General features: G+C 52.2%; 11 protein-coding genes and 1 pseudogene. 5 read left to right on the top strand and 7 right to left on the bottom strand.

Annotation, left to right across the window (positions count from 1 at the left end; genetic code table 11):
• Nucleotides 1–67 precede the first annotated feature (67 nt).
• On the bottom strand, nt 68–1,006 hold the full coding sequence (mdh, locus tag CJP72_RS02445; RefSeq protein ID WP_162379320.1) for a malate dehydrogenase: 939 nt from the start codon (nt 1,004–1,006) through the stop codon (nt 68–70).
• Nucleotides 1,007–1,262: 256 nt separating this feature from the next.
• Here mdh and CJP72_RS26085 point away from each other — a divergent pair.
• From CJP72_RS26085 to yhcN-B, 4 genes and pseudogenes are all read left to right on the top strand, one after another.
• Nucleotides 1,263–1,465: pseudogene (locus tag CJP72_RS26085) on the top strand (hypothetical protein).
• Nucleotides 1,422–1,892, top strand: coding sequence for a transcriptional regulator ArgR (argR, locus tag CJP72_RS02440; RefSeq protein WP_162379319.1), 471 nt, complete (start codon nt 1,422–1,424; stop codon nt 1,890–1,892). The pseudogene CJP72_RS26085 and the gene argR overlap by 44 nt, the downstream one beginning before the upstream one ends.
• Nucleotides 1,893–2,268: 376 nt before the next feature.
• Entirely contained in the window at nt 2,269–2,532 is a 264-nt protein-coding gene (gene yhcN, locus CJP72_RS02435; protein ID WP_162379318.1) for a peroxide/acid stress response protein YhcN, read from the top strand.
• Between the two features lie 98 nt (nt 2,533–2,630).
• Complete coding sequence (gene yhcN-B, locus CJP72_RS02430) at nt 2,631–2,897, top strand: DUF1471 family stress response protein YhcN-B (protein WP_162379317.1); 267 nt, start codon at nt 2,631–2,633, stop codon at nt 2,895–2,897.
• Between the two features lie 62 nt (nt 2,898–2,959).
• Here the strand turns inward: yhcN-B and CJP72_RS02425 are convergent, their stop codons facing one another.
• The 4 genes from CJP72_RS02425 to aaeX all read right to left on the bottom strand — a co-directional run bounded on the left by CJP72_RS02425 (nt 2,960) and on the right by aaeX (nt 6,473).
• A complete protein-coding gene (locus CJP72_RS02425) occupies nt 2,960–3,232 on the bottom strand; it encodes a barstar family protein (RefSeq protein WP_162379316.1) in 273 nt (90 codons plus the stop codon).
• A gap of 124 nt (nt 3,233–3,356) precedes the next feature.
• Nucleotides 3,357–5,324: a p-hydroxybenzoic acid efflux pump subunit AaeB gene (aaeB, locus tag CJP72_RS02420; RefSeq protein ID WP_162379531.1), complete on the bottom strand. Its 1,968-nt coding sequence runs from the start codon at nt 5,322–5,324 to the stop codon at nt 3,357–3,359.
• A gap of 5 nt (nt 5,325–5,329) precedes the next feature.
• Nucleotides 5,330–6,262: a p-hydroxybenzoic acid efflux pump subunit AaeA gene (gene aaeA, locus CJP72_RS02415; protein ID WP_162379315.1), complete on the bottom strand. Its 933-nt coding sequence runs from the start codon at nt 6,260–6,262 to the stop codon at nt 5,330–5,332.
• Nucleotides 6,263–6,269: 7 nt separating this feature from the next.
• Nucleotides 6,270–6,473: a p-hydroxybenzoic acid efflux pump operon protein AaeX gene (gene aaeX / locus CJP72_RS02410; RefSeq protein WP_162379314.1), complete on the bottom strand. Its 204-nt coding sequence runs from the start codon at nt 6,471–6,473 to the stop codon at nt 6,270–6,272.
• 182 nt (nt 6,474–6,655) lie between these two features.
• Here aaeX and aaeR point away from each other — a divergent pair, with 182 nt between their 5' ends.
• Nucleotides 6,656–7,585 carry an HTH-type transcriptional activator AaeR gene (gene aaeR / locus CJP72_RS02405; RefSeq protein ID WP_162379313.1) on the top strand — a complete coding sequence of 310 codons (930 nt, stop codon included), beginning with the start codon at nt 6,656–6,658 and terminating at the stop codon, nt 7,583–7,585.
• A 78-nt stretch (nt 7,586–7,663) separates the two neighbouring features.
• Here aaeR and tldD read toward each other — a convergent pair whose 3' ends face one another.
• Both tldD and yhdP read right to left on the bottom strand, forming a co-directional pair.
• On the bottom strand, nt 7,664–9,109 hold the full coding sequence (gene tldD / locus CJP72_RS02400) for a metalloprotease TldD (RefSeq protein WP_162379312.1): 1,446 nt from the start codon (nt 9,107–9,109) through the stop codon (nt 7,664–7,666).
• 75 nt (nt 9,110–9,184) lie between these two features.
• Nucleotides 9,185–12,985 (bottom strand): AsmA2 domain-containing protein YhdP, encoded by a 3,801-nt coding sequence (yhdP, locus tag CJP72_RS02395; RefSeq protein ID WP_162379311.1) that lies wholly within the window; start codon nt 12,983–12,985, stop codon nt 9,185–9,187.
• Nucleotides 12,986–13,036: the final 51 nt, after the last annotated feature.

Below are 13,036 nucleotides of genomic sequence, written 5' to 3'. Positions count from 1 at the left end.
CTCCCGAAGCCAGACACAAAAAAACCGGAGCCACAAATGCTCCGGTTTTTTTCACTGATAGCGGTTCTTACTTATTAACGAACTCTTCGCCCAGAGTGATATCTTTCTTCAGCGTGTCCAGCATGCCTTCCATCGCATTCTGCTCAAAGGCACTCAGTTTGCCGATAGACTGACGCTCTTCCACACCATTTTTGCCCAGCAGCAACGGCTGTGAGAAGAAACGCGCATACTGGCCGTCGCCTTCAACGTAAGCACACTCCACAACGCCTTTTTCGCCCTGCAGCGCACGCACCAGAGACAGGCCAAAACGTGCTGCAGCCTGACCCATAGACAGGGTTGCGGATCCGCCACCGGCTTTTGCTTCAACCACTTCAGTACCCGCGTTCTGGATACGTTTAGTCAGAGCTGCGACTTCTTCTTCAGTGAAGCTAACGCCAGGAATTTGTGACAGCAGTGGCAGAATAGTCACACCAGAGTGTCCGCCAATCACCGGGACTTCAACTTCAGTCGGCAGCTTGCCTTTCAGTTCCGCAACAAAGGTGTTGGAGCGGATGATGTCCAGCGTGGTCACGCCAAACAGTTTGTTCTTGTCGTAAACACCCGCTTTCTTCAGGACTTCAGCAGCGATAGCGACAGTGGTGTTCACCGGGTTGGTGATAATACCCACGCACGCTTTCGGGCAAGTTTTCGCAATCTGCTGGACCAGGTTTTTCACAATGCCGGCGTTAACGTTAAACAGGTCGGAACGATCCATACCTGGTTTACGCGCCACGCCCGCAGAGATCAGAACCACATCCGCACCTTCCAGTGCCGGGGTTGCGTCTTCGCCACAGAAACCTTTGATCTTCACAGCAGTTGGGATATGGCTCAAATCAGTGGCCACACCTGGGGTCACTGGAGCGATGTCGTACAGGGAGAGTTCTGAACCTGAAGGCAGTTGATTTTTTAACAGTAATGCTAGCGCCTGACCGATACCGCCCGCTGCGCCGAGGACTGCAACTTTCATCCTAAACTCCTTATTATATTGATAAGCTAAGTGTTTATTGCTCCGCGGCGGCGACCTTAATTCACAAAATAAATGATTACAATCCCCACGTGTCAAGAATGCGGAGTCACGCGAATTTGGATTTTATGCATTTAATTTACGTAATTGAATGCCACTGCAGCAGTAGAGCAACTGTTCTACAGGTGCGGACAATATACCCTACTCCCCCTTCAAAACAACATCAATTTGATAACATTTAATTTACTTTTAACCTTATTTGCGCGCCGTGACACAGGCATGTTTCTTGATAACGAAATTTGATAAAATTCCGCTCTTTCATAACATTATTTCAGCCTCGAACAAGGCAGACTGTTTGCATAAAAATTCATCTGTATGCACAATAATGTTGTTTCTACCGCCATAATACGGGTGACTTATGCGAAGCTCGGCAAAACAAGAAGAATTAGTAAAGGCGTTTAAAGCGCTGCTTAAAGAAGAAAAATTCAGCTCACAGGGTGAAATCGTCCTCGCGTTGCAAGATCAGGGCTTTGATAACATCAACCAGTCCAAAGTCTCACGCATGCTGACAAAGTTCGGCGCCGTGCGGACCCGCAACGCAAAAATGGAGATGGTGTACTGCCTCCCGGCGGAGCTGGGAGTCCCCACGACATCCAGCCCGTTAAAGAACCTGGTGTTAGATATCGACTTCAATGATGCCGTTGTGGTTATCCATACAAGCCCTGGTGCAGCGCAACTGATCGCGCGTCTGCTGGATTCACTGGGCAAAGCGGAAGGTATCCTTGGGACAATTGCGGGCGATGACACCATTTTCACCACACCGGCCAATGGCTTCTCGGTGAAAGATCTGTACGAAGCGATTCTCGAACTGTTCGAACAAGAGCTGTAACCCCTCTCCCCGCCGCCACACCCGGCGGGGAAAATCCTGTCTTTACCCCAGTTTTCCCCACGTTTTCACTGCTTTTCATTTAACAAATAGTGCGTTTAATTGCCAAAATGCATTCATACGACCAATGATAAATCCAAAAGTCGCACATTTTGTTAAATTACATATCTTTATGAATTTATTAGATTTAAATCAAAAACATTGCCACCAGACGCATTTTTAATTCCATAACATTATAAAAAATGAATTTTTTAACACTTAATTACCACATAAATAATTAGCAGGGTATTAATTAATCGCGTGACTAGTGTATACTTGATTTTGTGATGAGGGTCACGAAACGAAGACCCCAACAAAAGAATTCGACGAGGTAAATATCATGAAAATCAAAACAACGGTTGCAACGTTAAGTATTCTCTCTGTTCTCTCATTTGGTGCATTCGCCGCAGATTCCATCAATGCCCAGCAGGCGCAAAATCGCGAAGCTATCGGTTCTGTTTCCGTCAGCGCGGTCGGTTCTTCGCCGATGGACATGCATGAAATGCTGAACAAAAAAGCGGAACAACAAGGCGCCTCCGCGTATCAGATCACCGAAGCACGTAGCGGTAGCCACTGGCACGCCACGGCTGAACTGTACAAATAAGTTTCGCTTGTTATCGCTAATGCAAAATTAACTCGCGGGAATATCACATAAGAACGCCCTGTAAACCGCAGAGTTAACCGTATTGAGGAATGTATACCATGAACACTAAATATCTTATCGCTTCACTCGGCCTGGCTTCTGTTCTCTCTTTCGGCGCAAACGCCGCCGTACACCAGGTCAATGCGCAAGAAGCACAAAATCTGCAATCTATGGGCAGTATCTCTGTTTCTCAGATTGGTAGCTCACCGATGGATATGCGTCAGGAACTCGCCGCTAAAGCGGAGAAAGCGGGCGCCAGTAGCTATCGCGTGGTTGAACTGAAAGAAGGGTCACAGTGGCACGCCACTGCAGAACTCTACAAATAAACCCTCGTCGTCTAGTCTGACGACTTGCCCCCGCCTGTCGGGGGCTTTTTTATACCTGACGCTTAGAGACGAACGTTAAAACGTAACTGTCCTTCCAGCTCTTCTTCTGCTTCATCGAACAGCAAAATCAACGCCCCATAACGTCGGCGCTGCTTTTCAGGGAGATGAACAAACTCAATTTCCAGCGGCAACGGCAACACTTCACCTGTCACTATTTCCCACAGAGAATCCAGATCGCTGATCTGTTCTCTGGCAATACCAAACATCCGCGCAAACTCACGGTAAAAATCACTCTGGTTTTCTATCTCATCAAAATCAAAGGTATAGATATTCATTGCCCACCACCACCTCCGGTAAGCGCTTTCGCAGCCCACCAAACTACCTACCACGACAATTCCCGCACATCGGTTAAGTATAGCCATAAAAAAACCGACGCTTTTGGCGCCGGCTTCTCTGTGTTTAGTTATCCGTCAGGGCATGCTGATATTTATGCAACATACCAGAGAGTCGTTTTACCGGCTCTGTAACCTGAGGTGGCGCTTCCCAGATACGCAGTTTTTCCTGATAGATGTCGAGTTCCTCAAGGAGTTGCCCGAAGTATCGCCGACGCTTATCGTCGCTACTGGCGGAAATGACGCGATCGGCGGTGCGGCGAAGCTGACGGTGGAAAATAGAGAGATCGTCATTCACCGGAACCGGCGCGTCACGAAGACGTTGATGCGCAATGATCATCGTCAGCGCCAGACGGAACTTGGGTAAGTCTCCCGGGAATTTGTTCATCAGCAAAAACAGCTGCTGATAAAGCGCCGGAAGATGGTTTTGCTTACGCCGCACCACATTGGTGGTCATCGCTGAGACAGCCGCCGAAACAAACTGATTGAGCAACACGCGCCCGGTCCTGTCACGGGAGTTATCCCGTACCAGTAAGATCACGATAAACGCCAGCATACAGCCGACAATCTGCCCCAATGCGCTGTCCAGAAACTGGCTGAAATGGAAGATCATGGGGTTGTCGAGCACGATGATATTAATGGTACTCGCCAGTGCCCCCATGGAACCCAGACGGCGCTTCTGGACTTCAATGCCCAGAAAGAATCCCAGCACCGCCAGACTCAAACAGAGCAGCAACATGCTTTGTTGCGTGTTGGGGATGATCACCAAAAAATAGAGTAATCCCAACGGCAGGGCCGCCAGTGTCCCGTAGATAAAGTCGATCGCGACCATTCGCGGATTCGGCAAGCGCATCGCCAGAGACGTCACGACAGCAATCATCACCATCGCACCGCTACCAGACGTCCATCCTGTCCACAGCCAGAACAACGTCCCCAGTACGCATGACAAGGTAGTGCGCCAGAAGTTGACCATTGCATGATGGCGTTCGGCGGATTCCACCTTCACCACTGGCTCACCCTGTAAAACCTCTTCTTCCGTGGCACTGATCTTCGTATTACCCACCACGCCGCGTTTCAATAACAGATACCGCGTTGCTGCTCCAGCCCAGGAGTACAGGGTGACGGGCGTTTCCCGTTCGCCCGTCCAGACAATAACGCGACGCATACGCTTGAGCTGTCGGTGAACATCCTGCGCAGTTTCAACGGGGGTTTCAAACAACTCCCGGAACGTATCGGTGATCAGTTCCGGACGCGTATTTTGAATCATATAGGTTTCGCAGGATTGCGTGATCAGCGTCAGAGAGAGCGTATTGAGCGCTTTCAGACGCCGGTTAGCGCGCCCCCAGCGCGAGGACTCCATGTTCAGATTACTGCGCATGCCATCCAGTGCCGCTGTACGGCGTACAAGAGCGCTCCAGGCCCGGTCCACTTCCTCACTGTCACCGTGTTTAATACACAGTTGCATCAGTTGATACTGCGCGACGAGCAGGTTATCCAGTTCAAGATCAACCTCTTGCTTCACCGATCGTGGAGAAAAAATCAGATCCGCGATAATGGCGCAGACGATGCCAATCACAATCTCGCTACAGCGCTCAAGGGCAAACTGCGGCGTCAATAACGGCTCCGCTTGAATAGTGATGACGATAATAAGTGCGGTATACCCCGAAAGCCCCCACGCATAGGAGTTTTCAATGCGCACCAGAGAGGAGATCCAGGTACAAAATCCCGCCCAGATACAGCAAACCAGAATCATTAGCAGCGGTGCGCGAATCATGGTGATGATGATCACCAGAGCGGCGATACAACCGATAAAGGTCCCGATGATGCGCAACATCCCGCGATAACGGATGGCGCCGGAGTATGGCTCGCCTCCGGCGGCAAATGCCGGCCCTGCAGCAACCAGCGCCGCAGTCAGTACCGCCCAGCGCGGCGTTTCAAGCTGAAAGTGAAAACCCACAAACAGAGCCAACACAATCGCGCACGCCAGCTTTATCGCAAAGCGGACGTGTTGGCTGGCAATGGTGAATATCCCCATCACGATTAACCAAACTCACGCAGGCGATGCGCTAATTTGCGAAAGAAGGAGTCCTGGCTTGCATCACGATCCTGCTGACCGGTGATCACCACCGTCGCCGTTGTACCTGCAGGCCATACGTTGTTTTGCTGGTCATCAAGACGGATCCGCACCGGAACACGCTGCGCCAGCCGCACCCATTCGAGATTGGAATCGATGGTCGCCATACCTTTCGCATCGCGGGTACTGCTGGCATTCGTGACTCCCGCCGCCACGCTATCCACGCTCCCTCTTAACACCCGATTACTGCCCAGCGGCGTAATTTCCGCACGATAGCCCGGATGAACGCCCTCCAGCTTGGTTTCCTCCATATACGCCAGTACATAGAAAGAGTGCTGTTTTACCAGAGCAACCGCCGTGGAACCGCGGGTAATAAACTCACCGGTATAGACGTTCAGATTAGTTACCCACCCGTCTGCAGGCGCACGAATCACGGTACGTTCGAGATCTAATTTTGCCAGGTCACGGGTAGCCTTCGCTCTCGCGAGCTGATGTAATACGGTTTGCAGAAGGTTGTTGGCCTGATCGATCTCTTCACGGGACATCGCCTGAACGCCAAGACGATTACGTCGACCGGCCTCCTGGCGTTTTTCCTGCGATAACACCTGGTAATACGCCACGTTTGCTTCGGCCTCTTCAAGCGCCTTTATATAGCGAGGCTGATCGATGGTGAACAACACCTGCCCCTTTTTCACCAGTTGGTTATCGTGAACATTGACATTGGTGATAAGTCCCGCCACATCCGGCGCAATGGCCACGACATCCGCGCTGAAACGCGCATCACGCGTCCACGGTGACTCGGTGTAATAGACCCAGGCTCGAAAAATGGCGATAAATGCCAGGATGACCAGTATCAGCGTAATGGCCGTACGGGAGATTTTTCTTGTTAGTGTTTTCACTTCAGCCTCAAACAAACATGCGCGATATCAGATAAAACAGGCAGCAATAGAGCGCGGTGTTAAACAGCGCCGGATGCCATACAAAATCATAGATACCTGTCGGTACCAGCACCCGGCGCACCAGCCAGAAAATCGCCAGTGATAAAAGAAGTTCGAAAAATATCGGTGGGAAGGACAGCCCAAACACCACGATAACGGGAAACAGACTCATGTTGACCTTGATTGTAGAGAGAGTGCAGGCGATAGAATTATCAGCCAATGTCACCGCAGAGAAGGACAAGGAAAGCCAGGCGAGAGCGACACTGCTGTTATTTGAATAATAATATATTAGCGTAACTGTTATGCTGTTATCTATATTATGTGATCTAAATCACTTTTAAGCCAGAGTGAATAATGGAACGATTAAAACGTATGTCGGTGTTTGCCAAAGTGGTTGAATTTGGCTCCTTTACCGCCGCTGCCAGACAGCTACAAATGAGCGTCTCCTCCATTAGCCAGACCGTGGCAAAACTGGAAGATGAACTGCAGGTGAAGCTGCTGAACCGCAGTACTCGCAGCATTGGCCTTACTGAAGCTGGTAAAATTTACTACCAGGGCTGCCGCCGAATGTTGCATGAAGTTCAGGATGTACATGAGCAGCTTTATGCGTTTAACAACACCCCTATCGGTACGTTACGCATCGGCTGTTCTTCAACCATGGCGCAAAATGTCCTTGCCGGACTGACTGCAAGGATGCTGAAGGAATACCCTGGACTCACGGTGAATCTGGTGACAGGTATTCCAGCCCCAGATCTGATTGCCGACGGTCTGGACGTCGTGATTCGGGTCGGCGCGTTGCAAGACTCTAGCCTGTTTTCTCGCCGTCTGGGAGCCATGCCGATGGTGGTGTGCGCCGCAAAAAGCTATCTCGCACAGTTTGGTGTACCGGAGAAGCCCGCCGATCTTAGCAACCACTCCTGGCTGGAATACAGCGTGCGACCGGATAACGAATTTGAGCTGATCGCTCCGGAGGGGATCTCCACCCGGCTAATCCCGCAGGGAAGATTTGTGACCAACGATCCTATGACGCTCAGCCGCTGGCTGACGGCAGGTGCAGGGATCGCCTATGTTCCGCTGATGTGGGTGATCAATGAGATCAATCGGGGAGAACTTGAGATCTTACTGCCCCGTTATCAGTCGGATCCCCGTCCGGTCTACGCGTTATACACCGAAAAAGACAAATTGCCCTTAAAAGTGCAGGTGGTGATCAACTATCTGACGGATTACTTTGTCGACGTGGCGAAGCTGTTTCAGGGAATGTACGGCAGAGGAAAGAAAAAGTAAAAGGCCCGATGGCGTTGCGCTTATCGGGCCAGGAGCCGGAATAAAATTCAGAGGCCGGATGCATCCGGCCTCTGATAATCAGGCGGTTCCACCCACTGTCAGATTATCGACCTTCAGCATCGGCTGGCCCACGCCAACCGGCAGGCTTTGCCCTTCCTTGCCGCAGACGCCAACACCGTTATCCAGTTTCAGATCATTACCGACCATCGAAATTTGCTGCATGGCTTCAATACCGGAACCTATCAGCGTGGCGCCTTTGACCGGCTTCGTCACTTTTCCGTTTTCGACCAGATAGGCTTCTGAGGTCGAGAACACAAACTTGCCGGAAGTGATGTCCACCTGGCCACCGCCAAAGTTAGGCGCGTAGATCCCGAATTCAACCGATTCGATAATTTCCTGCGGCGTGGATTTACCTGGCAACATATAGGTATTGGTCATACGCGGCATCGGCAGGTGCGCATAAGACTCACGACGGCCATTCCCTGTCGGCGCAACGCCCATCAGACGCGCATTCAGTTTATCCTGCATGTACCCTTTCAGGATGCCGTTTTCGATCAATACGTTGTACTGTCCTGGCGTCCCTTCATCATCAATAGCGACAGAGCCACGGCGGTCAACCATCGTGCCGTCGTCAACCACGGTACAGAGCTCAGAAGCCACCAGTTCCCCCATATGGCCGCTGAACACTGACGTACCACGACGGTTGAAATCGCCTTCCAGTCCGTGTCCTACTGCTTCGTGTAACAATACGCCCGGCCAGCCCGCGCCCAATACCACCGGCAGCGTTCCCGCTGGCGCGGCAACCGCAGAGAGATTCACCAGCGCCATACGTACCGCTTCTTTTGCCCAGGCATCCGCGCGCACTTCGCCGTCCAGCGAACCTAAGAAAAACTCATAGCCAAAACGACCGCCACCGCCGCTGGCGCCGCGCTCGCGTTTACCGTCCTCTTCAACCTGTACGCTAACAGACAGGCGCACCAGCGGGCGAACATCGGCCGCCAGAGTACCGTCAGTCGCAGCCACCAGAATAAGCTCATACACACCGGTCAGGCTGGCCGTGACTTCCTGCACACGTTTATCGGCTTCACGCGCCACTTTGTCCACACGGCGCAGAATGTCCAGTTTCTCTTCACGGCTCATGCTCTGCAGCGGATCAGCGGAGGTATAAAGCGCCTGATGCTCCACGGCACCCAGCGTTTTCACTTTGCCATCCCCACTGTCCCGCACAATGGTACGTGCCGCGTGAGCACTTTGTTCAAGCGCCAGCAGGCTTATCTGATCCGCGTAGGCAAATCCGGTTTTTTCACCGCTGATCGCACGGACACCGACGCCCTGATCGATGTTGTAAGAACCATCTTTAATGATGCGGTCTTCTAAAACCCAGGATTCGTGATAGCTCGACTGAAAATAGAGATCGCCGTAATCAAGACGGCGTTCGGCCAGTTGGCCCAGAATAGCGAACAGATCCTGATGTTTCAGGCCATTCGCTGCTAGCAATTGTTCACTTACCAGGTTCAGACTCATCGTTTTGCTACTCGTTAGTTACTGCGGTAGAAGTTCTATTTACTGAGATTGGGGCAATTACTTGCCCCCGTCAAATCATTGCGGACTTTCTTTACGCGCCTGGCGCAAGACTTCGTTAATCTGCGGTTTGTCCACCGGCCCCGTGATGCGGTAGCGCAGAATCGACACTTTGCTCCACAGCGGTCCCAGCACTTTACTGGCAGCAAACACTGCCGCGCCGACAATCGGGTTAACTGCAAATGCTGCCGCCACGCCCACCGTTGCAGAGATCTCCGGTGCCACAACGGCCTCCAGATCGAGCTCCCGACGCACCAGATTCACGGACCCTTTCATGGCGATATCGGCCTCCAGGCCATCCACCAGCGTATCGTCCGTATGCATGACGCCGTCTTTAATCCATGCCGTGCTGCGAATGGAGTCGAAATAAAAACCTTCGTTAAAGGTATCACTGAAATCAAAACGCAGCTTACGCAACAGGGCATCAAAGCTCAGCAAACGCAGTAATTGACCGGCATGACCGGTACTCAGCTCCGTGATCTCGCCTTTACCAAGATGCACTTTTAAAATACCGTTAAGCGAGGCTTCTTCGGGCTGCCACGGCGGGTTACGCCAGTGCAAATCGTAATCCACATCAAACGACGCATTACGAATAGGGGTTGAGAATCCAAAGAACCCCGCAGCGGCGTCAATCTTGTTGCCGCGCAGTTTACCTTTGAACGACGTGCGTTCACGACCAGGAACATTCACCCACTCGCCGTCTACCGTCAGTCGGGCGAAGCCGGTATCCAGTAACCCATTAGACAGCGTCAGCGTGTCGCCTTTGATGCCGACATCCCCGTCGATACGCCCGTATTTTTGTCCCCACATCCAGCACTCTTCACAACGCAGTTGTACGTCAGGCAAGCCACGGAAACTCACGCGGTCAGTCGATGAGAACGGCGACGGTGACGGTGCGCTTCCGCTACTCTTCGCTACGCTCGGGTTGTAATAGAGGTATTTAATATTGGCCAGCCACGGCGCGTTATTACGCATCGCCAATGTCGCGTTAATTTCTCTTCCTTGTGCGGCGACCTGAGCACCATTCGACGATGGTTCTGAGACAATACTCAGGTTATTCCACTGCTGCCCACCAAGAGACAGAGAAGGCGTACGCAGCGTAATATGCTCAGGGAAATTGGCATTGGCGCCGACATTATCCGCCGCGCCTTTCTGGAACAACGCTAACCATTCTGCGCCATCCATTGCTGGCAGGTTGAGTTCGACACATTCCTTCTCCGGCAGTTGCGGCGTTGTGTGGCTGTCGGTTGTCCAGATTGCGCGATCCAGCGTCAATTTGTGATTCAGCAGCCAGCGGGTATTAAAATGGTTTGTATTGCCAGCGCTGCCTGTCAGGTCGAAACTCTGCAAGTCACCCGTTGCTTTAATATTCACAGGTAAGGGTTCGCCGGGCTGTTTATTTAACGGTGCAGGTAAGTGACTACTTACATTTCGCAGATCACCGGTCATGTCGATGCTGTACGTCGCATCTGCGTGATACGGGAGATCGATCCCCACTTTGCCGTTCCACGCCATGCTACCGTTTAACGCACTACTGACTTGCTCTGGCAGCACGCCCATGCGGGTTGGCTGCCAGTTGCCGTTGAGATTAACCGCAACCTGATAGGCTTTTGCCCCTTCGTTGGTAGAGAAGCCCACATTCAACGGTTGATTAAACCAGTTCGCCGTTAGCGGTTCACTTTTGAGATTGCCGTTCACAAAACTCAATTTTCCGCTTAGATTTTTCAGCGTGCTGTCGAGCGGTTGAATGAACAAGCTATTGTTCTTCAAAGAAACATCGCCCTTTGCCGTTACCTGCTCGCCATCCAGCGGGATGTCGAGATGTAAGCGAGCATTCACATCACCGTCTATCTGGAGTTGTTCCAGCGTCGCGCCGAGAGAATCCTTCAGCGGCGTCTCGTCGAAATAAGGACCCACCGCCTTACCTGGACCCTTGATATCCGCATCAATCAACAGTTTTTCTTTGCTGTAGTCAGGAATATTCGCCGTCAAATTGCTGGCCCTGACGCCGCCTAAATTGACACCATCGGTCTTCATCCACAGACCATCGTTCAGGAAGTTGAGCTCAATATTGAGATCGGTTAGCGCGGGCCAGTCAGGCTGAAACGCAAATTTCGCATTACGCAGCGGCACCAGCACCTGGAACTGACCTTCATTATGTTTATACGGGAACAAGCGCGGATTACCGCCATAGACCAGCGTAGCATTATCTGCCTGCCCCCCCTGAATCGCGCCACTGAGGTAATCGACCAGCGCTGTGCCCATCAAGTTTTCCGGGAAGTAACGCCAGGCCTGAGAACCGTCGTCCGTGCTGATGCCCGCCAAAATGCCAAGCCAGGGTTCATCGCCCGCAGGTTGCAGATAACGGAAACCACCGTGCGCATGGACAGCTTTTGCCTTAACGTCAATATTTCGCCCGTCTAACTGAAAACCCTTATCGTTCTTCAGCCAGTTCAATGTCGCGACACCGCGTTCAATTTCCAATGGCGCGCGGAAGACGGTTTCATACGGCATTTTGGCCTGTTGCATTGAGGCCGTCAGCGCGCCATTTTCAACGCTACCTGACAACGTACCGGAGAAATTCTCCGCACCGGGTAACAGTTTCCATTGTTTCCAGGCCAGATCATTCCATGATGCCTGGAAGCGTGTTTTTTCAGTCGCCTGCAAGGGAATATCCAGCGCCAGGATGGCAATCTTTCCGCTCGGCTGTGTGGCTTGCCAGATGTCGCCTAACGCAGGGGAAAGTTTGGTGACGACAGGGCGCAACCCATCCATATCGGACAGTTCAAGGTTACTGGCTCGAATACGTAATTCATCACTCCGCTTATTGTTCTGCCCGCCGACTTCCTGTTCCGGAACCCAGGCTAATGTCAGCGCCCCGCGCGGCCAGGGTTTGCTATCCAGCGTAATGCTGGTATTCGGAATATAAAATTGCCACCCGGGCTGTCCGCGGCTGATATGCGCGGTCAGATTGTCGACGGAAAAGGCGTGCGCCTTATTGTCCCCCTTCCAGGTCGCCCCCCCTTGTTTGAGCCAGATATCGCCGCCGGAGACTTCGCCTTTATTAAGCGTCATCCAGGCTTCCAGGCTAAAACGTGCCGTCTGCAACGCCACATTGTCCTGCATCCATTTGCCCAGCCACGGCTTCACGTCGATGTCATCAGCCTGTAACCAGACCCGACCATTATTCAGCAGCCCTTCATCGTCGCGCAGATCCATACGAACCTGCATTACGCCATGCTGCCCGGTAAGACTGGAGAGGCTAACCTGCCCTTCGGCGCGATGTCTGTCTTTGCCGTTTAGCCAGGTAAGTTGTGGGATCGCGAGTTCAGCTCGCTGACCTGAAGGAGTGAGAAAACTGATTTGGCTGTTGCGCAGATCAAAGTGATCAAACTGGCGCAGGAAAAGATCGCTAATGCGATTGGTTTCAAACCCGTCGCTGCTCTCGCTGCGTTGGATCGGCGTATTAGTGCGGATATTCAACTGCCAGAATGTCAGGTCGCGAAACTGCCAGCGCATGTTTAGCAGACTTTGCCAGACATCCAGAGCCAGCGTGACGCGCTTTACGGAGAACTCACCGCCATCTTTCAGTCTGGCATGAATATCTCTCGCCTCAAGCGTAGGGCCGAAATTTTGCCAGTTGGCGCTCAGCTGGCTGGCCGCTACTGGGATCCCCGTTGCCGACTCAATTCGGGAAAGAATTGTCGGTCGCCAGCTGTCCAGATGGGGCAACGCAAGGCGCAGTCCACTGACCAGCAGCGCTGCGACGACAACGAGCGCGGCTCCAGTGAGCAATAATATCCCCGGCAATCGCCTCACGCGTCTCTCCTTGTCTACCCAAAAATATGACTCACAAACCCACTTCTCCGG

This window comes from Citrobacter sp. NCU1, assembly GCF_010231475.1.
Lineage (GTDB): Bacteria > Pseudomonadota > Gammaproteobacteria > Enterobacterales > Enterobacteriaceae > Citrobacter_D.
The sequence above is the reverse complement of the archived record's forward strand: the minus strand, read 5'-3'. Positions and strand labels throughout refer to the sequence as shown.

Excerpts from the sequence above, each read along its gene's own strand:
- CJP72_RS02425 (WP_162379316.1), bottom strand. The coding sequence starts at position 3,232 with ATGAATATCTATACCTTTGATTTTGATGAGATAGAAAACCAGAGTGAT.
- aaeB (WP_162379531.1), bottom strand. The coding sequence starts at position 5,324 with ATGGGGATATTCACCATTGCCAGCCAACACGTCCGCTTTGCGATAAAG.
- yhcN-B (WP_162379317.1), top strand. The coding sequence starts at position 2,631 with ATGAACACTAAATATCTTATCGCTTCACTCGGCCTGGCTTCTGTTCTC.
- tldD (WP_162379312.1), bottom strand. The coding sequence starts at position 9,109 with ATGAGTCTGAACCTGGTAAGTGAACAATTGCTAGCAGCGAATGGCCTG.
- mdh (WP_162379320.1), bottom strand. The coding sequence starts at position 1,006 with ATGAAAGTTGCAGTCCTCGGCGCAGCGGGCGGTATCGGTCAGGCGCTA.
- aaeR (WP_162379313.1), top strand. The coding sequence starts at position 6,656 with ATGGAACGATTAAAACGTATGTCGGTGTTTGCCAAAGTGGTTGAATTT.
- aaeX (WP_162379314.1), bottom strand. The coding sequence starts at position 6,473 with ATGAGTCTGTTTCCCGTTATCGTGGTGTTTGGGCTGTCCTTCCCACCG.
- argR (WP_162379319.1), top strand. The coding sequence starts at position 1,422 with ATGCGAAGCTCGGCAAAACAAGAAGAATTAGTAAAGGCGTTTAAAGCG.
- yhcN (WP_162379318.1), top strand. The coding sequence starts at position 2,269 with ATGAAAATCAAAACAACGGTTGCAACGTTAAGTATTCTCTCTGTTCTC.